The sequence below is a fragment of the Paracoccus sp. S1E-3 genome (genome assembly GCF_013868135.1).
In the GTDB taxonomy this organism is placed as follows: Bacteria; Pseudomonadota; Alphaproteobacteria; order Rhodobacterales; family Rhodobacteraceae; genus Paracoccus.
The window spans coordinates 97,288-121,554 of the sequence record NZ_JACEMU010000016.1 but is presented as its reverse complement, the minus strand read 5'-3'; the positions used below and the strand labels follow the sequence as shown (position 1 = coordinate 121,554).

The 24,267-nt window shown below is 66.5% G+C and carries 25 protein-coding genes; 9 read left to right on the top strand and 16 right to left on the bottom strand.

Annotated elements, in window-relative coordinates:
• Nucleotides 1–601: 601 nt before the first annotated feature.
• The 6 genes from H1S04_RS15070 to secG all read right to left on the bottom strand — a co-directional run bounded on the left by H1S04_RS15070 (nt 602) and on the right by secG (nt 8,494).
• Entirely contained in the window at nt 602–2,791 is a 2,190-nt protein-coding gene (locus tag H1S04_RS15070) for an FTR1 family protein (RefSeq protein ID WP_181746352.1), read from the bottom strand.
• On the bottom strand, nt 2,788–4,335 hold the full coding sequence (locus tag H1S04_RS15065) for a multiheme c-type cytochrome (RefSeq protein ID WP_181746351.1): 1,548 nt from the start codon (nt 4,333–4,335) through the stop codon (nt 2,788–2,790). The genes H1S04_RS15070 and H1S04_RS15065 overlap by 4 nt, the downstream gene beginning before the upstream one ends.
• Nucleotides 4,326–4,808 carry a hypothetical protein gene (locus H1S04_RS15060; protein ID WP_181746350.1) on the bottom strand — a complete coding sequence of 161 codons (483 nt, stop codon included), beginning with the start codon at nt 4,806–4,808 and terminating at the stop codon, nt 4,326–4,328. Before H1S04_RS15060 ends, H1S04_RS15065 begins: the two co-directional genes overlap by 10 nt.
• Nucleotides 4,809–4,813: 5 nt before the next feature.
• Nucleotides 4,814–5,848 (bottom strand): imelysin family protein, encoded by a 1,035-nt coding sequence (locus tag H1S04_RS15055; RefSeq protein ID WP_181746349.1) that lies wholly within the window; start codon nt 5,846–5,848, stop codon nt 4,814–4,816.
• Between the two features lie 414 nt (nt 5,849–6,262).
• Nucleotides 6,263–7,909: a CTP synthase gene (locus H1S04_RS15050; RefSeq protein ID WP_181746348.1), complete on the bottom strand. Its 1,647-nt coding sequence runs from the start codon at nt 7,907–7,909 to the stop codon at nt 6,263–6,265.
• 147 nt (nt 7,910–8,056) lie between these two features.
• Complete coding sequence (gene secG, locus H1S04_RS15045; protein WP_181746347.1) at nt 8,057–8,494, bottom strand: preprotein translocase subunit SecG; 438 nt, start codon at nt 8,492–8,494, stop codon at nt 8,057–8,059.
• A gap of 136 nt (nt 8,495–8,630) precedes the next feature.
• Here secG and H1S04_RS15040 point away from each other — a divergent pair, with 136 nt between their 5' ends.
• The gene (locus H1S04_RS15040) at nt 8,631–8,918 is read left to right on the top strand and encodes a hypothetical protein (RefSeq protein WP_181746346.1); all 288 of its coding nucleotides are present in this window, start codon (nt 8,631–8,633) and stop codon (nt 8,916–8,918) included.
• Between the two features lie 65 nt (nt 8,919–8,983).
• On the opposite strand, the gene H1S04_RS15035 is transcribed toward H1S04_RS15040, so the two are convergent.
• Complete coding sequence (locus H1S04_RS15035) at nt 8,984–9,940, bottom strand: acetyl-CoA carboxylase carboxyltransferase subunit alpha (protein ID WP_181746345.1); 957 nt, start codon at nt 9,938–9,940, stop codon at nt 8,984–8,986.
• A 101-nt stretch (nt 9,941–10,041) separates the two neighbouring features.
• Between H1S04_RS15035 and H1S04_RS15030 the strand changes: the two genes are divergently transcribed.
• From H1S04_RS15030 to uvrC, 4 genes are all read left to right on the top strand, one after another.
• The gene (locus H1S04_RS15030) at nt 10,042–10,848 is read left to right on the top strand and encodes a S49 family peptidase (RefSeq protein ID WP_181746344.1); all 807 of its coding nucleotides are present in this window, start codon (nt 10,042–10,044) and stop codon (nt 10,846–10,848) included.
• Nucleotides 10,849–10,950: 102 nt separating this feature from the next.
• A complete protein-coding gene (locus tag H1S04_RS15025) occupies nt 10,951–11,886 on the top strand; it encodes a calcium/sodium antiporter (RefSeq protein ID WP_181746343.1) in 936 nt (311 codons plus the stop codon).
• The gene (locus tag H1S04_RS15020) at nt 11,883–12,656 is read left to right on the top strand and encodes an SDR family oxidoreductase (protein WP_181746342.1); all 774 of its coding nucleotides are present in this window, start codon (nt 11,883–11,885) and stop codon (nt 12,654–12,656) included. The genes H1S04_RS15025 and H1S04_RS15020 overlap by 4 nt, the downstream gene beginning before the upstream one ends.
• Before the next feature lie 311 nt (nt 12,657–12,967).
• Entirely contained in the window at nt 12,968–14,824 is a 1,857-nt protein-coding gene (uvrC, locus tag H1S04_RS15015; RefSeq protein WP_181746341.1) for an excinuclease ABC subunit UvrC, read from the top strand.
• 53 nt (nt 14,825–14,877) lie between these two features.
• Here uvrC and H1S04_RS15010 read toward each other — a convergent pair whose 3' ends face one another.
• From H1S04_RS15010 to ccmI, 3 genes are all read right to left on the bottom strand, one after another.
• Nucleotides 14,878–15,756 (bottom strand): glycosyltransferase family 2 protein, encoded by an 879-nt coding sequence (locus H1S04_RS15010; protein ID WP_181746340.1) that lies wholly within the window; start codon nt 15,754–15,756, stop codon nt 14,878–14,880.
• A gap of 86 nt (nt 15,757–15,842) precedes the next feature.
• A complete protein-coding gene (ruvX, locus tag H1S04_RS15005) occupies nt 15,843–16,310 on the bottom strand; it encodes a Holliday junction resolvase RuvX (RefSeq protein ID WP_181746339.1) in 468 nt (155 codons plus the stop codon).
• Nucleotides 16,307–17,563 (bottom strand): c-type cytochrome biogenesis protein CcmI, encoded by a 1,257-nt coding sequence (ccmI, locus tag H1S04_RS15000; protein WP_181746338.1) that lies wholly within the window; start codon nt 17,561–17,563, stop codon nt 16,307–16,309. Before ccmI ends, ruvX begins: the two co-directional genes overlap by 4 nt.
• A gap of 197 nt (nt 17,564–17,760) precedes the next feature.
• Here ccmI and H1S04_RS18540 point away from each other — a divergent pair, with 197 nt between their 5' ends.
• The 3 genes from H1S04_RS18540 (at nt 17,761) to H1S04_RS14985 (ending at nt 19,273) form a co-directional block, all read left to right on the top strand.
• Nucleotides 17,761–18,054 carry a hypothetical protein gene (locus H1S04_RS18540; RefSeq protein ID WP_220185257.1) on the top strand — a complete coding sequence of 98 codons (294 nt, stop codon included), beginning with the start codon at nt 17,761–17,763 and terminating at the stop codon, nt 18,052–18,054.
• A gap of 181 nt (nt 18,055–18,235) precedes the next feature.
• Nucleotides 18,236–18,838: a superoxide dismutase gene (locus H1S04_RS14990; protein WP_181746337.1), complete on the top strand. Its 603-nt coding sequence runs from the start codon at nt 18,236–18,238 to the stop codon at nt 18,836–18,838.
• Nucleotides 18,839–18,970: 132 nt separating this feature from the next.
• Nucleotides 18,971–19,273 (top strand): hypothetical protein, encoded by a 303-nt coding sequence (locus H1S04_RS14985; RefSeq protein WP_181746336.1) that lies wholly within the window; start codon nt 18,971–18,973, stop codon nt 19,271–19,273.
• On the opposite strand, the gene H1S04_RS14980 is transcribed toward H1S04_RS14985, so the two are convergent.
• On the bottom strand, nt 19,270–19,527 hold the full coding sequence (locus tag H1S04_RS14980) for a DUF6522 family protein (RefSeq protein ID WP_181746335.1): 258 nt from the start codon (nt 19,525–19,527) through the stop codon (nt 19,270–19,272). The genes H1S04_RS14985 and H1S04_RS14980 overlap by 4 nt on opposite strands.
• Before the next feature lie 75 nt (nt 19,528–19,602).
• On the opposite strand from H1S04_RS14980, the gene H1S04_RS14975 reads away from it, so the two are divergent.
• Complete coding sequence (locus H1S04_RS14975) at nt 19,603–20,268, top strand: 5-formyltetrahydrofolate cyclo-ligase (RefSeq protein WP_255435640.1); 666 nt, start codon at nt 19,603–19,605, stop codon at nt 20,266–20,268.
• Here H1S04_RS14975 and H1S04_RS14970 read toward each other — a convergent pair.
• The 5 genes from H1S04_RS14970 to H1S04_RS14950 all read right to left on the bottom strand — a co-directional run bounded on the left by H1S04_RS14970 (nt 20,265) and on the right by H1S04_RS14950 (nt 24,204).
• Nucleotides 20,265–21,413 (bottom strand): HPP family protein, encoded by a 1,149-nt coding sequence (locus H1S04_RS14970; protein WP_181746334.1) that lies wholly within the window; start codon nt 21,411–21,413, stop codon nt 20,265–20,267. The genes H1S04_RS14975 and H1S04_RS14970 overlap by 4 nt on opposite strands.
• Before the next feature lie 175 nt (nt 21,414–21,588).
• Nucleotides 21,589–22,218, bottom strand: a complete 630-nt coding sequence (locus H1S04_RS14965; RefSeq protein WP_298948003.1) for a CoA transferase subunit B — start codon at nt 22,216–22,218, stop codon at nt 21,589–21,591.
• Complete coding sequence (locus H1S04_RS14960; RefSeq protein ID WP_181746332.1) at nt 22,218–22,922, bottom strand: CoA transferase subunit A; 705 nt, start codon at nt 22,920–22,922, stop codon at nt 22,218–22,220. Before H1S04_RS14960 ends, H1S04_RS14965 begins: the two co-directional genes overlap by 1 nt.
• A 49-nt stretch (nt 22,923–22,971) precedes the next feature.
• Nucleotides 22,972–23,694, bottom strand: coding sequence for a xanthine dehydrogenase accessory protein XdhC (gene xdhC, locus H1S04_RS14955; RefSeq protein ID WP_181746331.1), 723 nt, complete (start codon nt 23,692–23,694; stop codon nt 22,972–22,974).
• Nucleotides 23,695–23,778: 84 nt separating this feature from the next.
• Nucleotides 23,779–24,204, bottom strand: coding sequence for a VOC family protein (locus H1S04_RS14950; RefSeq protein ID WP_181746330.1), 426 nt, complete (start codon nt 24,202–24,204; stop codon nt 23,779–23,781).
• Nucleotides 24,205–24,267: the final 63 nt, after the last annotated feature.

The following is a 24,267-nucleotide window of genomic DNA, read 5'->3' as shown; positions in this document are numbered from 1 at the left end:
CTTTTCCGCCGATGATCAACAGTTCACATCGCCAGAATTCCTGTGTGCCCGCAAGCACGAAGCCTGCCCAGGACAGGGTGTGTCTCGGCGCAGGTTCCATGAAGCAGGATGGGTCGCTTCCGGATTGCGGATGCCCTCGGAGCGTGGTGGCCGAGAGCAATACTAGGCATGAATGAATGTGAGGCTCTAGGCTGCTGGGTGCAAAGGCCGAAGGGCGGGCGCGTCCGATCCCGCGATGGTAACGCGCGACACAGCCGAACCAAACAGCCCTTCGGGGAGGCTTTCTGGAGAGGAAACCAGCGGCCTAGGATAACGCTTTGCGGATGATCGGCGAGATCGCGCGCGAGGGGAGAAGCCCCGTGTCAACCTATCGCCGGGCATGCCCGAGGCGAATTCGGGGCGTCAATCTCGGCGGACGCGCCAGTTCTTCGCACTTGCGGGGTGATGACGGGTATCGCCGGCGCGCCGACCTCAAATACATCTGCACGCAGTGATGTGCCTGTCGTCGCAGAAAGGCGAAGGCCAGCGGGATTGGGGCACGCGCGCGCTCCCTGAGCGGGAGGCGCCAGCGGCGGCGCGGCGGCTGGCCGTCAGCGCGGCCTCAGCCGCGCTTTGCCGTCAGGGCGGCCGCGGCGCCGGCGCGGCGGCGCAGCAGCCATGGCAGCGTCAGGACCACCAGCACCAGCGCCTGCGCCGCCAGAGGTTCGGCGAGCGGGTAGAGACCGAACCACAGCTGCAGCCAGTCGTGATCGGGGAACCAGGCGACGGGCGTAGCGCCGATCAGCGCCGCCGTCTGCAGGCCGCGGATACCGGCGCCGACCAGCATCACCGACAACGCGGCCAGCAGGACCGAGGTCACGCGGAAGAACAGCCGCAGCGGCAGCTTGCGCCCCGAAGCCAGCACCAGCCAGCCCACCGCCAATGCCGCCGCACCTCCGCCGATCAGGCCACCGATGACTGGGGCCGGGGCGGAGCTGGTCAGCAACGCCTCGTAGAACAGAACCGTCTCGAAGCCCTCGCGGAAGACCACCAGAAAGGCCAGCATGGCCACGGTCCAGGGGGTGGTCACGCCGGCCAGACGGGCGCGGAAGGCGGCGACATGACCGCCGCCCGCGGCCAGGCCCAGCACCATCCAGACAAGCACCCCGGCGGCCAGAAGCGCGGTCCAGCCCTCGATCGCTTCACGGGCCAGCGTGGGCAGCGAGAACAGCCAGCGTGCCGCCGCCCACAGCGCGAAACTGGCCACCAGTGCGAGGCCCACGCCCGCGGCGACCGGACGACGGAAGCGGGCGGCGGCAAGGCCTTCGGCGCGCATGGCGGCCAGGAGGGCGGCGATGATCAGCACCGCCTCCAGCCCCTCGCGGAAGACGATGCCGGCCGATTGCAGCGCCGCCCCCAGCGAGGAGACCGGCGTTTCGATACGGGTGCGGGCCTCGATCAGGTCGGATTTGATGGCGGCGATTTCGTCGGCCACCGGTTGTTGCTTGGCGATGAGGGTGCCGAGGCCTGGATGGCTGGCACTGCCTTCCCAGAACCGCCGCTCCAACCGCAGCGCCATCGAGGGCGCGCGCGGCACCAGTTGTTGTTCGAAATCGGGATCGAACCAGCTATAGGCCTCCAGCCGCTTCAGATCGGCCCCGGCCCAGTCGCCCGCCTGCGCCATCAGCTGCAATTCGTCCAGCGTCGCGGGCAGCGCATCAATCGCGGCGGCATAGCCGCCTTGGGCGACCTCGGCCCCGAAGGCGGTGTCGATCAGCGCCAGTGCCTCGTTGACCAGCGGCTCGATCCCGTCGCTGCGGGCCTCCATCCCGGTTTTCATGGCGGTCAGCAGCGCGACCAGTTTCGCCGCCTGCGCGGGATCGGCCATCTGTGGGACCAGATCGGCCAGAATGATGGCGGCGCGGTCGCGGAACAGCCGGGCCTCGTGATATTCCAGCGGCTGGGTGATCTGGCCGTTGCGCACGCCGTTGCCGTATTCCTGCCAAACCAGCGCGGTGAAGCGACGCAGCAGGCGTGCGCGGCGCAGCGTTTCCTCGGGCGACAGCGCCACCGGGGTATAGTCCGCCAGCAGCGCGCCGATCTGGTCGAGCGCCGTGGGATCGGTCGCCGCGCGCGTCAGGGCCAGCGACAGCGCCGCCTGCCCCTCGGCCCCCAGATGCTCTGCCAGATTGCCGCCGAGATAGGCGGCCAACCCCTCGATCCGGCCCAGATCACCGGCATATTGGGTCATGTGGCCAGCGGCCGCGTCGTCACGGGCGCGGGTCAGGGCGAGGCGCAGCTCGGATGCGGCCACGGTCAGCAGTTCGGCCTCGACGGCGTCATGGGCGGCCTGCGGCTGCATCGTGCCGGCGCCAAGCGCCTGCACCGCCAGCGCCGCCGCCGTATCGCCCGAGGCACGGGCATAGTCGCGGATGGTCAGCCAGTCCGAGGCCTGCGCCGCATCCCCGGCCAGCACGGCGGCAAGAGCACGGTCGCGGGCGGTCGACATCGTCGCCGCCCAGAGCAACTGGCGGCGGCGCGCCGTGTCGGCCTGCGCGCCCGCCGCGGCACTGGTGCTGTAATCAGCCAGCGCCGTCGTCACCGCCTCTGCCCCGAAGGCGGGGGCTGCGGCGGCCATGCGATCCAGCCGGGCCTGAATATCCGCCGCCCGCTCTCTGGTGTCGGGCCGGTAAAGCATCCGTTCGATGCGGCCGGTTTCGCTGCGGATGACCTCGGCCGCGGCCCAAGGGGTTTCGGCATGCAGGGGCAGCGCGAACAGGATCAGGCTGGACAGAAGGACGAGCAGTTTCACAGCGGGACATCCGGCAAATCGGCCGACAGCTCGGCCAGGGTGAAGGAGGGCAGCGGCAATTCGCGCCGCAGGTTGGTAAAGATCAGCTCCGGCAGGGCGACCTTGTAATTGAGCCGCGCGGTCAGGTGCAGCGGGCCTTTCGCAGGCGGCAGGTCATAGCGGACGACATCCTCGCCTTTGGGGGGGATCGGGCGGCGCATCCAGACGACCTTGGCGGTGGCGAAGGTCAGGTGATCGGTCAGCCGGCGGCCTTTGTTGTCCAGAAAATGCTCGATCCAGGTCACCGCCTCAGGATCCTCGACCCCCAGTCGCTCGGCGGCGCCGCCGGACCGGAAGACCTCGGCCCCGGTGCTGTCGGTCACCACGACCTCCAGCCAGATATGTTTCTGGTCGTTCACGCCGGTGGGCAGGTTGTGCCCGGCGCCGAGGTTCTGCACCGCGATATCCAGTTTCAGTCCCGAGGCATCGCGGGAGATCCCGCGCAGCTCCAGCCCCGCGGCGGTGCGCAGGAAAGCGGCGGTCTGTCGGGCCTGCTCCTCCAGTGTTGCCCTGGTCAGGGCCGCATCGGTGCCGGGCAGCAGGCCGCCGCGCAGCACGGTCAGCGCATCGCCCATGGCGGTATCGGTCATCACATGGTTGGCGCCCACGAAGCGGTGCGCGTATTTCGCCGGCTTGACCAGCTTGCCTTGCCGCAGCGCCATCACCTGCGCCGCCGGATCGGCGGCCATGTGGCAGTCCTGACAGGTCACGCCGTTCTGTGCATACCAGCTGTCCTTCCATTCGGCGAAGGTCGATTGCACCACCTGCGGGGTCTCGGCCGGGGTCATGTTCCGGTCATAGATCTCGGTATGGCAGGCGCCGCACAGGTTTGCGCTTTTCATCAGCGCAACGGTGTCGGGCGCGGCGAAGGCGGCCAGATGGGCGCGTGGATCGGCCAGCAGGGCGGCGCCCTGGGGGGTGTCGCGTTCGGTCTCGGCGCGGTCATAGGCCAGCGTGATGGCGCCGTTGCCGGCCTCGGGGTCCGCGGCGGTGGCCGTGTGGCAGGTGATGCAGGCCACGCCTTCGGTTGTCGCGTCGGCGGGCGGGACGGAAATGAACCGGTTGATGCGGCCGGTCAGCATCTCGGCCGGGGCGTGGCAGCCCTCGCAGAAGCGCTCCTGTTCGGGTTTCTTCTTGACGATATCGACATTGGCCTCGACCGTGGCGTCATAGATCAGGTCACGATCGGCGATGGCGTGCAGCGATCCCGCCCATTCCCGAAATTCCTGCGCGTGGCAGCCCGCGCATTCGGCGGATGAAGGCAGCCGCGCCGGGTCGCTGAACAGCCCGCTATGGCTTTCCAGCCGCGAGGGCCAGAAGGGCCGGTCGGTGCCGTCCTCGGCGGGGCCGAAGGGCATCCGGTAGAAGGGGATGTCGGACAGGGCCACGCCCACGGGTGCGGCGCGGGGCAGCCATGCAGCAATGCCGATAGTTGCGACCACGGCGATCGCCGCCCCCAGCAGCAGCGGCCGCGCGTGATAGCGGGCCTGCGATTTCAGCCCCATGGCCGTCCCCAGTGCCGCAGGGTCAGATGCAGGAACAGGCCTCCCATGGCCAGCCACGCGGACCAGAAATGGACCAGCGACAGCGTTTCTGTCACGGCGCGTTGCGGAAACCAGACCACGCCCGCCAGCCACAGACCGGCAGGCAGCGCCATGAACAGCCCGCTGCCCAGCAGCGCCAGCCAGCAGACCAGCAGCGCCCATGACAGGATGGTGAAGCCGCTGCGCTGGCTATGGCCAAGCCCGGTGGGGATATGCCGGGCCAGCCACGGGGCCAGCATGACCAGCAGCGCCAGCCCGATCAGCACATGCGCCCATAGCATCAGCCGCTGTTGCCCCGTCAGCCACAGGTCCAGCCCGGTGACGAACAGTGCCGCAAAGGCGATGCTCTGGACGGCCGAACGCGCTGTCCCCCCGCGTGGGCGGGGGAAGGGCCTGGCAATCGGGGCGGGATGGCTTGTGGCTGGTCCCCTCATCTGGCTTAGCCCTTGATCTGGACCCCGTTCTTGGCGGCCGCCTGCAGCACCTGCGCGACAATCCGTTCGGCGATGTCCTGCGCCTCGTTGCCAAGCGCATCGGCTTCCTCGGCCGAGAATTTCTCGCCTGCCGCCTCGCGCTCGCGGGTTTCGGTGACCAGTGTGATCAATTCGTTGAAATCATTGGTGATCGCGGAATCCAGCGCGGCGTCCTGCGGCGCCACCACCGGTGAGACCGCCGAGACATACATCCGCTGACAGCCGCCCATGATGCCCAGCACGTCGATCAGACGGCTTTGGGCGACGAAAGAGGCGCCCTCGCCGCCGAGTAACTGCGATTCCTTCCACTCGCCGAAGTAATCGCCGACGGTCGGGGTCATGGTGACCACCGCGGTGAAGGCGTCGTCGCGGTTAGGCTCCCAAGCGGCCATGTCGCTGCGCAGCGCCTTGGACCAGTCGACCATGCCGGTGGCCGCGCCAAGCGCCAGATTGGCATCGAACAGCACCTCGCCCGGATCCGCGGCGCCATTGCCGTTGAGATCGGCCTGCAGCTTCACATGATCCTTGTCGGTGCCCCAGAACAGCGGTTCGGTGATGATGTGGAACAGGCTGCCCGGCTGCTTCAGCACGGTGCCATCGGGTAGCGTCAGGTCATATTCGGCGACATCCTCAGCCTCGGTGCCCGGATTGCCGGCGTCGAGGATGAGGTCGTATTTCGCCGTCGAGGGTATGCCCGCCACGATGCCTTCGATGGTCTCATACTGGTTCGAGGCCGCCAGCCACTGTGCGCGCAGCGTGTTCACGGCCTCGGCCAGTTTGGCGGGCTCGGCCGCCCAGGCGGCGGCGTAATCGCCGTTATGCGCTTTGATGAGGTCGTTATAGGCGGTGGCTGCGGCCTGCATCTTCTCGGCCTCGGCGATCAGCGCGTCGTTATGTTCCAGCGTGAAGGCCTTCACCTTGGCCAGCCCTTCGGCCTCGGTTTCGGCGAAGGCGGCGGTGGCGAGCAGGGTCGAGGCGGTCAGGGCGATGATGAGACGCATGGTATCCTCAGATCAGGGCGGGGCAATCGCCCGGCAGGTTTCAAGGTGAGGTATAGATCATAACCAAGCATTTCAGTCAATTTAATCGGAAAGTGTCATATGGCCGCATCGTGTCAGTGACATAAAGGCGCGACGCCCGCTGACCGCGCGCGCGTCTGCCGCAGGTGCCAGATCGGGGGGCTGAGGTGCGCGCGGCCTTGCGGTAACGTCGCCAGGTCTCGGAACCAACTGCTGAATATGCGTAAATCCCGATGTAAGGGGCGCGACTGATCGGGATACCGGGCCCGGCGCTGCTGAAAGAAGCTTGGCTGCCGCAGCGCAGGATGCGCATCACCCCCGCTGCGCTATTCTCGCCAAAGAAAAGGGCGGCTCCCGATGTGCGGGGCCGCCCTTGCCATGCAATTTCGCGACGGATCAGACCAGCCGCGCCCCTTCCTTGGCGGCTTCAATGAAGCCGTCGAACAGGGGGGCGGGCTCGAACGGTTTGGATTTCAGTTCGGGATGGGCCTGCACGCCGATGAACCAGCGGTGGTTCGGATATTCGATCGCCTCGGGCAGCTTGCCATCGGGAGACATGCCCGCAAAGGACAGGCCGGCTTCCTCCAGCTGGGGGATATACTGGCTGTCGACCTCGTAGCGGTGACGGTGCCGGTCCTCGATCTCGGTCGCGCCGTCATAGATTTCCGAGATCTTCGAATCGGGCTTCAGCACCGCAGTATAGGCGCCGAGCCGCATGGTACCGCCCTTGTCATCGGCGAGCGAGCGTTGGACCTTGTAGTTGCCCTGGACCCATTCCTTCAGGTGATAGACCACCGGCGTGAAGCGGTTTTCGCCCGCTTCGTGGTCGAATTCCTCGGAGCCGGCATCCTCGATGCCGGCGAGGTTCCGCGCCGCCTCGATCACCGCCATCTGCATGCCCAGACAGATGCCCAGATAGGGGACGTTCTTTTCGCGGGCATATCTGGCGGCGGTGATCATCCCTTCGGTGCCGCGTTCGCCGAAGCCGCCCGGCACGATGATGCCGTGATAGCCGTCCAGCAGATGGCTGCCGTCCTTGGCCTCGATATCCTCGGCGGCGATCCAGTCGGCCTTGACGCGGACGCGGTTGGCCATGCCGCCATGGGTCAGCGCCTCGGCGATGGATTTATAGGCGTCGCCCAGCTGTGTGTATTTGCCGACGATGGCGACCTTTACCTCGCCATCGGTGTGGGTCAGCCGATCCATCACGTCTTCCCAACGCGACAGGTCGGGGCGCGGGGCGGGGCTGATCTGGAAGGCGTTCAACACCGCCTGATCCAGCCCTGCGCGGTGATAGGCGAGCGGCGCTTCATATATCGACTTCAGATCATAGGCGGGGATCACGGCATCGGGGCGGACGTTGCAGAACAGCGCGATCTTGGCGCGCTCCTTTTCCGGGATCGGATGTTCGCTGCGGCAGACCAGCACATCGGGGGCGAGGCCGATGGACTGCAGTTCCTTGACGCTGTGCTGGGTTGGCTTGGTCTTCAGTTCGCCCGAGGCGGCCAGATAGGGCAGCAGCGTCAGGTGCATCAGGATGCACTCGCCGCGCGGACGCTCGTGGATGAACTGGCGGATGGCTTCGAAGAAGGGCAGGCCCTCGATATCGCCGACGGTGCCCCCGATCTCGCACAGCATGAAATCGACCTCATCCGTGCCGATGGACAGGAAGTCCTTGATTTCATTGGTGACATGCGGAATGACCTGAATGGTCTTGCCCAGATATTCGCCGCGGCGCTCTTTCTCCAGCACGTTGGAATAGATCCGGCCCGAGGAAATCGAATCGGTCTGGCGCGCGGATACCCCGGTGAAGCGCTCGTAATGGCCCAGATCGAGATCGGTTTCTGCCCCATCGTCGGTGACGAAAACCTCGCCATGTTCAAAGGGCGACATCGTGCCCGGATCGACGTTCAGATAGGGGTCCAGCTTGCGCAGCCGCACGGTATAGCCGCGCGCTTGCAGCAACGCCCCAAGGGCCGCCGAGGCAAGGCCTTTGCCAAGCGAGGACACAACACCGCCGGTAATGAAAATGTAACGTGCCATGCGGTTCCCCGTGAATCGAATCAATGATTGGTGCGGTCGCGAAAGCGCCGTTCACGGGAGGAAAGAAATAACCGATTTATCCCGTGGCCGCAATGCGGACCGCAAGTTGTCGTGGGCGCGAAAGCACGCGCCCGCTAGGTATTGGGCTTAGTTTGCCGCAGGCGGCGTGACGGGCGCAGGGGCCGCGGGCGTCGTTTCCGTGGGCGTGGTGGTCGCCGGTGCGGCGGCCTCGGGCGCGGGCGGGGCGATCGGCTGGCCCACGCCGGGCGGCGGGGTATAGGCCGGAAGCTGCGGCGTGCCGTCGGTGCTGGGCGCGGGCGCGTTCACGCCCAACTGGTCCAGAACCGAAGCACCGGTCGCATTGCGCGAGGCGATGATGGTCAGCGTCAGCGAGGTGCACAGAAAGCCTGCCGCCAGAATCCAGGTCAGTCTGGACAGCGCATTGGCGGCCTGACGGCCGGTCATGACGCCACCGCCGCCACCGCCGCCCATGCCCAGACCGCCGCCCTCGGAGCGTTGCAGAAGCACGACGCCGATCAGCAGCAGCGCAAGGATCAGATGGACGGTCAGGACAACGTTTTCCAAGACACGGGCCTTTTTAGAATGCGGACGGGCCTATCTAGTCAGGAAGCGCCCAGTTGGCAAGGCGAAGCGGCGCGCCGGCCCTATCATCCTGCCGGGAAGGCTGTAGATTGGCCGGAACACGCAGACGAGGGTGCGAATGGCGATGAAATGGCTGGTGATAGTGGCGCTGCCTCTGGTGCTTGCAGGTTGCGCTGAAACCGCGACCGGCGGCGGGACCGTGCGGATCAGTCATGAACGGATGGGCCCGACGACCGGCAAGGCGCATTACGCGACCTCCTGCGACGCGCGCGACCTGTCGGGATGCGAACGCGCGGCGGCTCAGGTCTGCCCCGAAGGCTCGAACGTCAAGGAAAACCGCGTCCAGCCCGCGCCGGTGAACAGCCGCCGCGCCCCCACCCGCCACATCGTCTTCACCTGCCGTTAGGCGGCAATGCGAACGGCCGGCACCATGGGCGCCGGCCGCTGAAATCCTGTCGGTAGGACGGACGGTCAGCCCAGACCCTTCTTGCCCATGTCCAGAAACTTCTGCCGGCGGTCCCTGATCAGTTCGGGTCCGCTTTTGCCCGACAACTCCTTCAACGAGGCCGCGATCTGCTTGCCCACGGCGTCCATCGCCGCCCTGGGGTCGCGCTGCGCGCCGCCAAGCGGTTCGGGCACGATGGTGTCGATCACCCCCAGCTTCTTCAGATCCTGCGCGGTCAGGCGCAGCGCCTCGGCGGCCTCGCGCATCTTCTCGGCATCCTTCCACAGGATCGAGGCGCAGCCTTCGGGCGATATCACCGAATAGATCGAATGTTCCAGCATGATGATGCGGTTGGCGGTTGCAAAGGCCACCGCGCCGCCCGATCCGCCCTCGCCGATGATGACCGAGACCAGCGGCACGCCGATCTGCAGGCATTTCTCGGTCGAGCGGGCGATGGCTTCGCTTTGGCCGCGTTCCTCGGCGCCCTTGCCGGGATAGGCGCCGGGGGTGTCCACCAGTGTGATTACCGGCAGGTTGAAACGGTTGGCCAAGTCCATCAGCCGGATTGCCTTGCGATACCCCTCGGGCCGGGCCATGCCGAAATTATGGGTGATGCGCGACTTGGTATCATTGCCCTTTTCATGGCCGATTACCACGCAGGGCGTGTCGTTGAAGCGTGCAAGCCCGCCCATCACCGCGTGGTCGTCGCCAAAGGCGCGGTCGCCGGCAAGTGGTGTGTATTCGGTGAACAGCGCATCGATATAGTCGCGGCAGTGCGGCCGTTCCGGGTGGCGGGCCACCTGGGTTTTCCGCCAGGCGTCGAGGTTGCCGTAGAGCTCTTTCAGCAGGGCGCCGGCCTTCTTGTCGAGCGCGGCGGCCTCTTTCTCGACATCCACGCCTTCGCCTTTCTGGCCCATGGCGCGCAATTCTTCAGCTTTGCCTTCGATATCGGCCAGCGGCTTTTCGAAATCGAGATAGGTCATCCGGGCTCCCTCGTCGTGTCGGCCCTTTATATGCGGCGGGTTGTAACAGATTGCAACGCGGCACGCTTGCCCGGCCCCGCGCGCGCCCTTATTTGTCGGGCATGAGAATTCCATTTTTGAACCGCGCGCCGCGCGTCAGCGTCGTCCGCCTGCAGGGCGCCATCGGTATCTCCGGCCGCGGGGCGGGGGGGCTGAACGATGCTGCCCTGGCGCCGGTGCTGGAACGCGCCTTTACAAAGGGTAAGCCGGTGGCGGTGGCACTGGCGATCAACTCGCCCGGCGGCTCGCCGGTGCAATCCTCGCTGATCGCGGCGCGGATCCGGCGGCTCGCCGACAAGCACGACATTCCCGTCCACGCCTTTGTCGAAGATGTCGCAGCCTCGGGCGGCTATTGGCTGGCGACGGCTGCCGACAAGATCTGGGCGGATGACTGTTCGGTGGTTGGCTCGATCGGGGTGATTTCGGCCGGGTTCGGGCTGCCCGAATTCATCGCCCGGCACGGTATCGAGCGCCGCGTCTATACGGCCGGGCGGTCGAAATCGCAGCTGGACATGTTCCGCCCCGAAAACCCCGAAGACGTCGCCCGCCTCAAAACCCTGCTGGACGAGATGCACCGCATTTTCATCGCGCAGGTGAAAACCCGGCGCGGCAGCCGTCTGACGGGCGGCGATGAGACGTTCAGCGGCGAGTTCTGGCTGGCCGCGCGCGGGCAGGAGCTGGGGCTGATCGACGGCATCGCCCATCTGGCGCCGAAAATGCGGGCGCTTTACGGCGACAAGATCCGCTTCCAGAGCTTCGGCGCCCGTACGTCCTTGCTGCGCCGCCTCGGCCTGTCGGCGGGCGCGCTGACCGGGGACGCCCTGGCGGCGGTAGAGGAGCGCGCCGCCTTCCAGCGTTTCGGCGCATGATCAAGGGCGTTCTGCTGATCCTTCTGGCGCTGATCGCGCTGGGTCTGATTTCGGGGCCGGGCTTCCGGCGTTTCGTGGCAAAGCTTCTGGGGTGGTCCCGACGTGATCGTTGATCTGCTGTTCATTCTCGCCGGCCTGGCTCTGCTGGTCATTGGCGGCGACTATCTGGTGCGCGGCGCGGTGGCGCTGGCGCTGAAACTGGGCATCGCGCCGGTCATTGTCGGGCTGACCGTGCTGGCCTTCGGCACCTCCGCGCCTGAGCTGATCGTGTCGGTCGCCGCCGCCCTGGGCGGGCAGCCCGGCATTGCGCTGGGAAATGTGGTCGGGTCGAACATCGCCAATGTGCTGGTGATCCTGGGTGCGACGGCGGTGATCGCGCCCGTGCTGTCGGATGATGACGAACTGAAGATCAGCTGGGTCTATGCGATGCTGGCCTCGGTTCTGCTGATCGTGCTGTGTTTCGCCGGGCCGCTGGTGTGGTGGCATGGGGTGATCCTGCTGGCCTGTCTGGCCGTGACCCTGTATCAGCAGATCGGTCGCGCCCGCAGCCCTCAGGGCCACCCGCCCGAGCTTGATGTCGAGGTCGCCACCGATCGTGGCGCCAAAATCGCGCTGTGGCTGGTGGTGGGGCTGGTGCTGCTGCCCGTCGGGGCGCGGCTGCTGGTCGACGGGGCCACCGACATCGCCCGTGGCTTCGGCATCAGCGAGACGGTGATCGGTCTGACGCTGGTGGCGGTCGGCACCTCGCTGCCGGAACTGGCGGCTTCGGTCGCCTCGGCACTGCGGGGGCGGGCGGATATGGCCTTGGGCAATGTGATCGGCTCGAACCTGTTCAACATTCTCGCCATCATGGGCATCACCGCCTTTTTTGGCCCGCTGCAGGTGCCCGAGCAGATGCTGCGCTTCGATCTGTGGTTCATGCTGCTGACCACCGGCCTGCTGGGGCCGTTCCTGTATCGCCATATCGCTGTCGGCCGGGTTGCCGGTGCGGCGCTGCTGTCGATCTACGCCGCCTATACGGTCTGGCTGCTGGCATGAGCGCCGCATTGGTCACCGGGGGCGCCCGCCGGCTGGGCCGGGCAATGGTGCTGGCGCTGGCGCGCGCCGGGCACGATGTCGCCATCCATTACCACGGTGCGGAAGCCGAGGCGGAACAGACTGCGGCCGAGGCCCGCGCCTTTGGCGTCCGGGCCGAGGTCTTCGCCGCCGATCTGCTGGATCTGGAGGCCGCCGAGGCGCTTGTGCCCCGCGTCACCGCGCGCATGGGAACGCTGTCTGTGCTGGTCAACAATGCCTCGATCTTCGAACATGACACAATCGCCACGGCAACGCGGGACAGCTGGGACCGCCATCTGGGGTCGAACCTGCGCGCGCCCTTCATCCTGTCGCAGGCCTTCGCGGCGCAGGTCCCGCGCGCCGACCGCACCGGTCCCGAGCCGGTGGCGCAGGCGCTGATCGTCAACATGATCGACCAGCGGGTGCTGAAGCCCACGCCGGAATTCCTGACCTATGCCCTCGCCAAATCGGCGCTGTGGGACCTGACGCGGATGCTGGCGCAGGCGCTCGCGCCCGATATCCGCGTCAACGCCATCGGTCCGGGCCCGACCCTGCAGGGGGCGCGTCAGGGTGCCGAACAGTTCGCCCGGCAGCGCGCCGCCACCATTCTGGAACGCGGCGCCGATCCCGAGGATGTGACCGCCACGCTGACCTATCTGATGGCTGCGAAAGCCGTCACCGGCCAGTTGATCTGCGTGGATGGCGGCCAGCATCTGGCCTGGCGGACGCCCGATATCCAGGTCGTCGAATAGCCGTCGCCGGGCGCGTCTGCCATCGGGTGCGGCGCTTTGTCCACTTTCCGCGCGGCGGTAACAAAACGGTAAGGAATCCGTCTTGTTTTTCAGGTGATTGTCCGGATGAGATAAAATATATATTATAATCAAATAGTTACCTTTATGCTCAAAACTTATGCAAATATGAGAAATCCTGTAAAACGCCAAGAAAAGCGCCGAAGGCCACAGCTCGCCCACAGAGTTATCCACAGAATCCGTGGACAGGATTCTTCTTGCCTTCGCGTCGCGGAACTTGCAGCAGCCCCCCAGAATCACCCATCTGTAAAGCCATGACCGATTCCGCCCCCAAACTGATCGGACAACCGCTGATCGCCGACTATCTGAAGACGCTGGACGGCAGTCCCGGCGTCTATCGGATGCTGGGCGAGAAGGGGGATGTGCTGTATGTCGGCAAGGCGCGGAACCTGAAGGCGCGGGTCTCGAACTATGCGCGCGGGCAGGGGCATACGGCGCGGATCGCGCGGATGATCCGCGAGACCCATTCGATGATGTTCCTGTCCACCCGCACCGAAACCGAGGCGCTGCTTCTGGAGCAGAACCTCATCAAGCAGCTGAAGCCGCGCTACAACGTGCTGCTGCGCGACGACAAGAGCTTCCCGAACATTCTGGTGGCGAAGTCGCATCCGTTCCCGCAGATCAAGAAGCATCGCGGGGCAAAATCTGAGAAAGGCGATTATTACGGCCCCTTCGCCGGGGCGGGCGCGGTGAACCGGACGCTGAACCAGTTGCAACGGGTCTTTTTGCTGCGCAACTGCACCGATGCGGTCTTCGAAAGCCGCACCCGGCCGTGCCTGCTGTATCAGATCAAGCGCTGCAGCGCGCCCTGCGTCGGCAAGATCTCGGAACGCGATTACGGCGAGCTGGTCAATGATGCCGAGCTGTTCCTGAAAGGCCGCTCGACCCAGATTCAGGCCGATCTGGCGGCCGAGATGGCAGCGGCCTCGGCGGCGATGGAATATGAACGCGCGGCCGCCCTGCGCGACCGCATCAAGGCGCTGACGGCGGTGCAGTCGGTGCAGGCCATCAATCCCCGCGGCATCCCCGAGGCGGATATCGTCGCGCTCCATATGGAGGGCGGGCAGGCCTGCGTGCAGGTCTTCTTCATTCGCGGCAATCAAAGCTGGGGTAACCGCGATTTCTATCCGCGTCTGGGGGGTGTCGAATCCCCCGACGAGGTGATGCAGGCCTTCCTGATGCAATTCTACGACAACAAGGTGCCCCCGCGCATGGTGCTGCTGTCCCACGGCGTCGAGGACATGGATCTGATGCGCGAGGCGCTATCGGAAAAGGCCGGGCGCAAGGTGGTGCTGGGCGTGCCCCAGCGCGGCGAAAAGGCCGAGTTGGTCGATAACGCGCTGCGCAACGCCCGCGAAAGCCTTGCCCGGCGGATGTCCGAAAGCGCGACGCAACTGCGCCTGCTGGAAGGACTGGCCGATGCCTTCAACCTGCCCGGCCCGCCGCGCCGGATCGAGGTCTACGACAACTCGCATATCATGGGCACGAATGCGGTCGGCGGCATGGTCGTGGCCGGCCCCGAGGGCTGGCTGAAAAGCCAGTATCGCAAGTTCAACATCAAGGGGACCGAGATCACCCCCGGCGACGATTTCGGCATGATGAAAGAGGTGCTGACCCGTCGTTTCACCCGGCTGCTGAAGGAAGACCCGGACCGCGAATCGGAAGCCTGGCCCGACCTGCTGCTGATCGACGGCGGCGCCGGTCAGGTCAGCGCCGTGCATGAGATCATGGCCGAGCTTGGCGTCGAGGACATCCCCATGATCGGCGTTGCCAAAGGCCAGGACCGCGATCACGGCAAGGAGGAGTTCTACCGTTTCGGCCAGCCCCCCTTCGCGCTGCGGATGAATGACCCGGTGCTGTATTTCATCCAGCGCCTGCGCGACGAGGCCCACCGCTGGGCAATCGGCACCCACCGCGCCAAGCGGGCGAAAGCGGTGTCAGCAACGCCCCTGGACGAGATCACGGGCGTGGGGGCCGCGCGCAAGAAGGCGCTGCTGGCGCATTTCGGATCCGCCAAGGCCGTCAGCCGGGCGGCCGTTGCCGACCTGATGGCCGTCGACGGCATCAACGAGGGGCTGGCGCAGAAGATCTATGATCACTTCAGGGTGTGAGGGCTTGCCGGAGCGGCTGATCGATCCGGCCCGCAATGCGCTGCCGGGATGGTCTATCCGGGCAGGAAGGCGTCCAGCGACGGCAGCAGGCCCGTCATGCGATCGGGTATTCCAATGTGGTAACCGCGCGCGACATTCCCGTCCGGGATGCGGCCCACATGCGGTCCCGTCGGCGATGGCAATGATTTCATAAGGTGCTCGCGGGCGTCGCTGATCCGCGCATCGAAATCGAGCGGCTGGGACTCACTGATTTCATCAAAGCGGGTGAAACGTCCGGCGATATGGTCGCCCTCGCTGCTGTCCTCGGCGGCTTTCTTGCGTCCCGCGATGCGCCTGGCGGCCGTCTCCCGGTCGAAGAGGGCCAGGTGAAACAGCAGCAGATCCGTCGACAGGTCCACCGGAACCTCCTTGCCGCGGTGAAAACCGCTCATCCACCGCAGCGGTGCGCGTGCGACGACCAGCTTGGAAAATTCCCGCGTCAGGATGGCGTTGCGCCGCTGCTGAAGAATGGGGATGTCCGGCGCCAGCGGTCCCTCGGACGGTGCCTGAATGACATCCAGTCCAATCGCCGCGCGGCGCGTCTCGGGGCCAAGGGTGGCGAGATATTCGGGAAGCTGCATGCCGGTGGCCGGGTCGACGGCCACGAATTCGTCGATATCCGTCCGCAGCACCACATCGGTGCCATCGCGCAGAAGGTTGTTGGCCAGCCCTGACTGCCATCGCGCCGTTCGCCGATCCCGCCGGACCCGTTCACGGGGGACATTGGCAACAACGTGCACATTTACATCCGTCAGGTCGACGGTGGGCGTCCAGTCATCCCCATCGAGCATGATGTGAAGATTTTCCCGACCGAAGATCCCGCCATAGTAATGGATCCAGAGCGCCAGAAAGAATTCGTCTGTGCGCACATTGGTCAGGACCTGAACTTTCACGAATCACCTGTCTGGGCCGAGAGCTATCCCCTTGGGGGTGCCGGGAAAAAAACTGTATCGCAAGGGTTGATGGCGCGGTTTGGCCCTCAGCCCAAAAACCGCAGCCGATCCAGCGCCCCTTGCAGGATATACCCCGCCGCCACCTGATCGATCACCTCGGCGCGGCGTTTGCGCGAGGTGTCGGCCTCCAGCAGCGCGCGCTCGGCGGCGACGGTGGAGAGGCGTTCGTCCCAGAAACTGATCGGCAGATCGGTCAGCCGCGACAGGTTCCGGGCGAAGGCGCGGGTGGACTGGGCGCGGGGACCCTCGGTGCCGTCCATGTTGCGCGGCAGCCCCAGCACGATGCCGACCAGTCCCCGGTCGGCCGCGATCTTCAGCAGCGCCTGCGCGTCGAGGGTGAATTTCTCGCGCCGGATCACGGTGAGGGGGGACGCGACCTGGCGCAGCCCGTCGCTGACCGCGATCCCGATCGTCTTGGTGCCGAGATCGAGGCCGGCGATTGCCCCCGCACGCGGAAGCCCCGCTGCGAAATCGGCAATATCCTCGAAGATCATGGGCCGATGCCCACCGATTCCGCCGCGTCGTTGACCTTCGCCAGCCCGATCGGATCTTCGGCAAAGCGGGTCCGCGCCTCGGCGGCGATTTCGCGGGCATGCTCGCCTTCGCCCACCACCGACAGCTGGGTGATGAGCATTGCCCATTCATCGGCGCTGCCGCCCTCCGCTGCGAGGCGTGCTTCGCGCCGGGCGACCATGCTGCGGATGAATTCGGTCCGGTCCTGTGGCGTCATCTCGCTGGCCGCGGCCATCTGATCGGCATCGAGCGCCGGCATCATCGGGGTGGCACCTGCATCGGTTCCACCCGCCTGCGGCGGAACATATTCGGGATGCCCGGCCAGCCACGCGATGTCGCCGATGACCTGCCGGATGGCGGCGTTCCAGGGTGAATCGGCGGGGGTGTCTTCCAGCATCGCCGCCCAGACGGGGAAGGCGCGGTCGGCACGGCCATTCTGGGCCTGCAGCAGACCGGTCATATATCGGGCCTGCGCGTTTTTCGGATCGAGGCGCAAGGCCGTCGCCATCTCGCGTTCGGCCTCGGGGGTGATGAGGCCGCCGGCGGCCTCGGCCATCAGCCCGGCGAGGAAGGCGTGCTCCTCGGCGGTCGCGGTCGCGCCCTGAACCTCGATCAGACGCTTCTGCGCCGTGATCGCGGCCTGGGTATTGCCCAGCCGCGCCTCATTGCGGGCCAGCAGCGACAGGCCCCTGGTGTCGTCCGGGCGCTGCTGGACGGCGCTGCGCAACTGGTCCATCAATTCGAGGAACTGCGCATCGGGGGCCGGCAGCGCAGGGGGCGGGTTCGCGGCCATGCGGGCCTCGGCCTCGGCCTGACTGGGGCGGCTGGCATAGCGGGCTTCGGCCGCAGCGATCCGCGCGGCGAGTGCCATATCCGGCTGGCCGGGCGCGCCGATGCGCAGATAAAGCGCGCTGCCCGCCGCGACCAGCACCATCAGCACCGCAGCCGCGATCCAGCCGTGACGGGCGGTCATGGGGACTGCTCCGGCCTCGCGCGTCAGCGCCCGGTCGGCGCCCAGCACCTTGCGGCCGATCTCGGTCCGCAGCCGTTCGGCATCGGCCGGATCGATGATGCCGCGCGCCAGGTCACGGTCGATCTCGGCAAGCTGGTCGCGATAGACGCGCAGGTCGTAGGCCGCGGCGGGTTCGGTCGCGCCGGGGCGGGCACGCCAGAACGGCAGCAGGATGGCGAGGGCGACGGTCAGGGTCAGGGCGGCGGCGAACAGCCAGAACATCGATGGGCTTCCTTTCGGCTTTGCCCTAGATAGGCTTTTCCTGCGCCCGGCAAAACCCCGCTCAGCATTGCAAGGCGGCAAGTTTCACGCATATTCCCGCGGCAGATTGATGCATGATAATGATGCATGATAGGGATCCAATTGCGAAGTCGCGCATTGTTACCCTCATACGAAACCCAACTCGGAGTTGAATCTCTATGGCTAACGAACCCCGGAGCAGCAACAATCTCTACTTCATCGTCGGCGCGCTGGTTGTTGCTGTGCTGGTGATTTTCTGGCTGATGAACAGCAACGGCGAAACGGCTGCCGATGCCGGTGGCGACACCGTCGTGACGGTCGAGGAAACCACCGAAGCCCCGGCTGCGGACGCCCCGGCGGCTGACGCCCCCGTTGTCGAGACGCCGGCCCCGGCTGCTGACGCCCCCGCTGCCGAACCGGCCCCGGCGACGGAAGCTCCGGCTGCGGAAACTCCTGCGCCTTCGACGAACTGATCCGTATCGCGGATGCCCCCGAAAGCCCCGAGGCGCTGCCTCGGGGCTTTTTCGTTTCCGGGCTTTTTCCCAGTCTGCGGCCCATGTTAAGGCTGCACCCGGAACCCACGCCAACAAGGCTGCGTTGGTGGGTGACCGCACCCGTGCGGGCAGCCGCCCGCCCAGACAAGAGGATGAGACCATGGCCTTCACGCTTCCCGATCTTCCTTATGCCCATGACGCGCTTGCGCCCGCCGGCATGTCCAAGGAAACGCTGGAATATCACCACGACATTCACCACAAGGCCTATGTCGACAACCTGAACAAGCTGATCGACGGCACCGAATGGGCCGACAAATCGCTGGAGGACATCGTCACCGGCACCTTCCAGAAGGGCGCCGTGGCGCAGAATGGCATCTTCAACAATGCCAGCCAGCACTGGAACCACAGCCAGTTCTGGGAAATGATGTCGCCTGACGCGGGCGAGATGCCCGAGAGCCTGAAGAAGGCGATCATCGACAGCTTCGGCTCGGTCGAGAAATTCAAGGAAGAATTCGCCGCCGCCGGCGCCGCCCAGTTCGGTTCGGGCTGGGTGTGGCTGGTGCAGAACCCCGACGGGTCGCTGGCCATTACCAAGACCGAAAACGGCGTGAACCCGCTGGTCTACGGTCAAAAAGCGCTGCTGGGCTGCGACGTGTGGGAGCATTCCTACTACATCGACTTCCGCAACAAGCGTCCGGGCTATCTGACCAACTTCCTCGACAAGCTGGTCAACTGGGACAATGTCGCCTCGCGGATGCAGTAAGCGTCGCGGTTGGTGATCGTGACGGGCCGCCGCAACTGGCGGCCCGTTTGCATTGGGGGTCTGGGCGGCATTGGCCATCTTCTGCGCCGTCTCGACGGCGGCGCAGGGCTATGATTTCAGCGCCGCACGTCGGTGGCAGGCGATCTGCACGCCCGATCAGCTCCCGGCTGGAAAAGCGCCATCAAGAAAACGCTGCGCCAGATTGAAGGTGAGGCAGATTATACCGTCCATTTCCGCTACGGCCCGGACACCGCTGTGGTGATCCCGGACGAGGGGACGGCGCCGATCGACTGCTGCTACAACGCCATGCTGTCGATGCGGTCGAGCGGCGAATATGCGCGAACCACCCATGACATCAGCCGTGGCGACATGAAGGCCGTCAGCGGGGAAGGCCAGCGCACCTTCACTCGCCTGAACGAGGTCGAGATCCGCTAGGCCTGTCCCCGCTCGAACCGCGCCCGGCTGAGGAGATTGCCCTCGGCATCCACGGTCAGGCGCAGGGTCTTGCCCCGATGGAAGAAATTCAGCCGGAACCGCCCGGCATCCGCGCCCTCGCCGCGCTCGAAGCGGGTGGTAATGGCGCCCGAGGCCATGGCGCGGGCGATGGCATGTTCGGGCAGGTCCAGCCCCTCGGCGATGATCTTCGCGTCGACGGTGAAATCGTCGCCGTTGCGGGTGATCTCCGGCATCGCGCCCCCTTGCCAAGCTGCCATTCTCGGGCGCAGCATTTCAGGCGAACCCGAATTTCTCAACCCGTGCGAGACATGAGCGACGAAAACCCCAAGGATTACGCCTCGCCCGCCTGCATGGCGGGGCAGGTCGCGGCTGATTACTTTGACCCGCAAGCGGTGGACCCGGTGGCGGCAGCCGATGCGGCGCGCTGGCGCAGGGAGACGCGGGCGCAGCTGTTGGCGGCGCGGGCCACGCGCGATGCGCAGGCCACGGATGGCGCCATCGCCGACCATCTGGACAGCGTGCTGGCGGCGCGTTTCGGCGGCGCGCAGGGGCTGGTCGTCGCCGCCTATTGGCCGATCCGGGGAGAGCCGGACCTGCGCCCCTGGATGGCGCGGCGGGCTGCGGCCGGGCTGCGGATCGCGCTGCCGGTCGTCACCGCGCCCGATCAGCCGCTGGTCTTCCGGCCGTGGACGCCCGATGCCCCGATGCAGCCCGGCCGCTGGAACATCCCCGAGCCGGCGACCACCGTGCAGGTGGTGCCGCAGCTCGTGCTCGCCCCGACGGTCGGCTGGGATGGGGGCCGGTTCCGGCTGGGCTATGGCGGCGGGTTCTACGACCGCACGCTGGCGGCGCTGCGCCCGCGTCCCTATGCCATCGGCATCGGGCTGGAGGCCGGGCGCCTGCCGACCATCTACCCGCAGCCCCATGACGCCGCCCTGGATCTGATCGTGACCGAGGCCGGCCCGCGGCCCTAGCCGTCGGCCCGCAGGCTCTGCCGCGCCAGCGCCGCGATCAGGTCGGTCTGGGTGACCACGCCGACGATGCGCCCGGCCTCGAGGATCGGCACCGCGTCCATACCGCTGGCCAGTTGCGGCAGCAGCGCTGCGATGGGCGTCTCGGGGGCCGCGCTTGGCGGCTGCGGGTCCATGATGTCGGCGGCTTTCGCACCCTCCTGCACCGCGAGCGGCGGCGGAAGGGCCGCCATCAGCTCATGGTCGGGGAAGGCCGCGGCGATGATCTGCAGCTGGAATATCACCCCAAGAAACCGCTGGTCTTCGCCCACCACCGGCAGCGAGGTGAAGCCGTGGCGCAGAAACAGCGCCGCGATCTCATCAATAGGGGTGGCGGGGGTCACGCAGACCAGATCGCGCGACATGATGGACTGCGCGGTCTGCGGGCCGGTCAGGTGGCTGGCGGCCTGTATCTCGGCCGCGCCGATCAGCCGGGCCAGGTCCTCCACCCCCAGGTTCAGCGACTGGCGATAGCGCGACAGGATCTCGGTCAGCTCATCCTCGGTCAGGCCCAGACGCTCGACCGGGGCCGGGTCATGGGTGCCCAGGGGGTTCATCTCGCCGAACTGGCGCAGGGGATAGCGCCGGCCAGTGAGGTGGGCATAGATCGCCGCTGCGATCACAAGGATGATGGTGCCCGCCGCCACCGGCATCAGCGCAAAGCCGAAGCCGTGGGGCATGATCCGCTCGGCCCCGAGGGCCACGGTCATCGCAACCGCCCCGCCGGGCGGATGGGTGGCGCGCAGCATGGTCATCACCAGGATCGCCAGACCCACCGCCAAGGGCACGGTGATCAGCGGCGCGCTGATCAGCCGGCACAGCGCAATCGCCACCAGCGCCGATGCGGTGTTGCCGACGATCGCCGGCCAAGGCTGGGCCAGCGGGCTGTTGGGGGCGGCAAAGACCAGCACCGCCGTCGCCCCGAACGGGGCAATCAGATACAGCGCCAGCCAGCGCTCGGGTGCGACGACGAAAGCTGCGGCGGCGGTGATCGCCAGACCCAGAAACGCGCCGAGACTCGCCCGCAGCGCCTCGGATGCCGGAACCGAGGCAGCGGGGCCGAGGGCGCGGATATGGAGATGGCGCGACAGGGTGGTCAGTTGGCGCATGAAAGGCCTCGGATGGCGGCCGCCCCTGACTGGAGCGGGCGGGGGCGGGGATAAATGGGGAGCGGCGCGGTTCGGTAAGGCCGCGCCGCAGCGGGGGACAAGCTTGGGAAAAACATGTCGAACGGCATGAAAAAGGGGGCCGATCGGCCCCCTTTCCATCTTCACGCGGTCGGCGTCAGACCAGCGTCGCCTCGGTCGCGGCGCGGAACTCCTCCTCGGTCACGCCATCGGCGAGTTCGACGATCTTCAGACCGCCCGGCACCACGTCCAGCACGCCCAGATTGGTGATGATCCGGTCGACCACGGCCTTGCCGGTCAGCGGCAGGGTGCATTCGCGCAGCACCTTCGATTCGCCGTGCTTGTTGGTGTGGTCCATGACGACGACCACGCGGCCCACGCCGGCGACCAGATCCATCGCGCCGCCCATGCCCTTGACCAGCTTGCCCGGGATCATCCAGTTCGCCAGATCGCCGTTCTCGGCCACCTCCATCGCGCCCAGAATCGCCATGGCGATCTTGCCGCCGCGGATCATCGCGAAGCTTTCCGAACTGTCGAAGAACGAGGTCTGCGGCAGCGCCGTCACCGTCTGCTTGCCGGCGTTGATCAGGTCGGGGTCTTCCTCGCCCTCATAGGGGAAGGGGCCGATGCCCAGCATGCCGTTTTCCGATTGCAACGTTACCTCGACTCCGTCGGGGATATAGTTCGCCACCAGTGTCGGGATGCCGATGCCGAGATTCACATACCAGCCGTCCTGCAACTCGCGTGCGGCGCGGGCGGCCATCTGATTGCGGTCCCAGCCAGCCATCATGCGGTCTCCTTCTTGCGGGTGGTGCGCTGTTCGATGCGCTTTTCGTGCGGGCCCTGAATGATCCGGTGCACATAGATGCCCGGCAAGTGGATGTGATCGGGGTCGAGGCTGCCCGTCGGCACGATCTCCTCGACCTCCAGCACGCAGACGCGGCCGCATTTGGCGGCGGGGACGTTGAAGTTGCGCGCGGTCTCGCGGAAGATGGCATTGCCGGTCGGATCGGCCTTCCACGCCTTCACGATGGCCAGATCGGCCACGATCCCGCGTTCGAGGATGTATTCCTTGCCGTCGAATTCCTTCACTTCCTTGCCCTCGGCGATCACCGTGCCGACGCCGGTCTGGGTATAGAAGCCGGGGATGCCCGCGCCGCCCGCCCGCATCCGTTCGGCCAGCGTGCCCTGCGGGTTGAATTCCAGCTCCAGCTCGCCCGACAGATACTGGCGCATGAATTCGGCATTCTCGCCGACATAGGAGGATTGCATCTTCTTGATCTGATGCGTGTCCAGCAACTTGCCGAGACCAAAGCCGTCGACACCGCAATTGTTGCTGGCGATGGTCAGGTCCTTGACGCCGCTGCGCACCAACGCGTCGATCAGCAATTCGGGAATGCCGCACAGGCCGAAGCCGCCCGCGGCGATGTGCAGGCCGTCCTTCAGTAGCCCGTCGAGCGCCGCATCCGCGTCGGGGTAGACTTTCTTCATCACGTCCTCCGAAATGGTTGCGAGTTTGTCGCAAGGGGGTGACGCCGTGTCAACGGACGGTAGCGTTAGCAGTCAGTCTTGCGGTGATCTCGGCGGCGGCGAAGACGGCGATCACCTCGGGCCGCTTGTCGGCGGTGAAGCCTGCGCCGATCGGGCAGGTCAGGGCAGTGGTGTCGACGCCCTGCGCACGCGCCTCGCGCAGGAAGCGGGCGCGCTTGGTGGCGCTGCCGATCAGGCCGACATAGACGGCATCGCCCCGGCGCAGCGCCTCGGTGGTCAGCAGGAAGTCCAGCCCGTGATCATGGGTCAGGACGACATAGGCGGCGCCGGGGCGGGCGGCGGCGATGACGGCTTCGGGGATCGCCTCCAGCCGGGTTCGGCAGCCGGTGGCCAGCGACAGCTCCTCCGCGCGGCTGTCGATCAGGGCGACATCGAAGGGCAGCTGCGACAGCAGCCGCGCCAGCGCCCGCCCGACATGGCCCGCGCCGAAGATCAGCACCTGCGGCGGCGCCGGCAGGGGCGAGGGTCCCGCGCGGTCGAAACCCAGCCTGACGCGCCCGCCGCAGCACTGTCCGCTGTCGGGGCCGAGCGTGATCTCCATCACGGCTTCGGTTTCGGCGGCGGAGATCATCTGGCGGGCGCGGGCGATGGCGTCGAATTCCAGTCGGCCGCCGCCGATGGTGCCGGTGCAGCCTGCGGCAGTGACGAACATTTCTGCCCCCACCTCGCGCGGGGTCGAGCCCCAGGTCTGGGTCACGCGCACTCGGATCATCGCAATTCCTTCGCTGCGGAGGGCAGAGGATCTTAGCCCGCAGCCGGGCGGATACGAAAGGGGCGACGCGTCGCTTTTCCCGATCTATCGCGGCAGGACGTCGGGCTGGAAGCTGGCAGCGAAATCCGCCGAGGGCGGGATCGGGGTAATGATGTCGATCAGCACGCCTTCCGGGCCCTGCAGGATGAAGTGACGCTGCCCGAAATCCTCGTCGCGCAGGGGCTGGACCGGGGACAGCCCCTCGGCCAGCAGGCGGTCGTGCACGGCGTCGACATCCTCGACCTCGAAATTCAGCAGCAGGCCGGCGCTGCGGCCCCGGCCCACGGCGGGAATGGTGGGGTGCTGCCCGTCCAGAATCGCCAGGTTTATCGCCGGGTCTTCGGGCATCTGCAGATGCGCATACCAATCGCTTTCGAACATCGGGGCAAAGCCGAAGTGACGGATGAACCAGGCGGCGGCGGCCGGCACGTCCGCGCTTTGCAGGACGGGATAATATTGGGTGCATTTCACGGCTGGAACTCCACTCCGCAAACTTGGATACTCGATGTATGTAAAATAAACATACACGGTGTA

Coding starts and splice junctions, on each gene's coding strand:
- H1S04_RS15065 (WP_181746351.1), bottom strand. CDS start 4,335: ATGGGGCTGAAATCGCAGGCCCGCTATCACGCGCGGCCGCTGCTGCTG.
- H1S04_RS15060 (WP_181746350.1), bottom strand. CDS start 4,808: ATGAGGGGACCAGCCACAAGCCATCCCGCCCCGATTGCCAGGCCCTTC.
- H1S04_RS15055 (WP_181746349.1), bottom strand. CDS start 5,848: ATGCGTCTCATCATCGCCCTGACCGCCTCGACCCTGCTCGCCACCGCC.
- H1S04_RS15050 (WP_181746348.1), bottom strand. CDS start 7,909: ATGGCACGTTACATTTTCATTACCGGCGGTGTTGTGTCCTCGCTTGGC.
- H1S04_RS15040 (WP_181746346.1), top strand. CDS start 8,631: ATGGCGATGAAATGGCTGGTGATAGTGGCGCTGCCTCTGGTGCTTGCA.
- H1S04_RS15035 (WP_181746345.1), bottom strand. CDS start 9,940: ATGACCTATCTCGATTTCGAAAAGCCGCTGGCCGATATCGAAGGCAAA.
- H1S04_RS15030 (WP_181746344.1), top strand. CDS start 10,042: ATGAGAATTCCATTTTTGAACCGCGCGCCGCGCGTCAGCGTCGTCCGC.
- H1S04_RS15020 (WP_181746342.1), top strand. CDS start 11,883: ATGAGCGCCGCATTGGTCACCGGGGGCGCCCGCCGGCTGGGCCGGGCA.
- uvrC (WP_181746341.1), top strand. CDS start 12,968: ATGACCGATTCCGCCCCCAAACTGATCGGACAACCGCTGATCGCCGAC.
- ruvX (WP_181746339.1), bottom strand. CDS start 16,310: ATGATCTTCGAGGATATTGCCGATTTCGCAGCGGGGCTTCCGCGTGCG.
- ccmI (WP_181746338.1), bottom strand. CDS start 17,563: ATGTTCTGGCTGTTCGCCGCCGCCCTGACCCTGACCGTCGCCCTCGCC.
- H1S04_RS18540 (WP_220185257.1), top strand. CDS start 17,761: ATGGCTAACGAACCCCGGAGCAGCAACAATCTCTACTTCATCGTCGGC.
- H1S04_RS14990 (WP_181746337.1), top strand. CDS start 18,236: ATGGCCTTCACGCTTCCCGATCTTCCTTATGCCCATGACGCGCTTGCG.
- H1S04_RS14980 (WP_181746335.1), bottom strand. CDS start 19,527: ATGCCGGAGATCACCCGCAACGGCGACGATTTCACCGTCGACGCGAAG.
- H1S04_RS14975 (WP_255435640.1), top strand. CDS start 19,603: ATGAGCGACGAAAACCCCAAGGATTACGCCTCGCCCGCCTGCATGGCG.
- H1S04_RS14970 (WP_181746334.1), bottom strand. CDS start 21,413: ATGCGCCAACTGACCACCCTGTCGCGCCATCTCCATATCCGCGCCCTC.
- H1S04_RS14965 (WP_298948003.1), bottom strand. CDS start 22,218: ATGGCTGGCTGGGACCGCAATCAGATGGCCGCCCGCGCCGCACGCGAG.
- H1S04_RS14960 (WP_181746332.1), bottom strand. CDS start 22,922: ATGAAGAAAGTCTACCCCGACGCGGATGCGGCGCTCGACGGGCTACTG.
- xdhC (WP_181746331.1), bottom strand. CDS start 23,694: ATGATCCGAGTGCGCGTGACCCAGACCTGGGGCTCGACCCCGCGCGAG.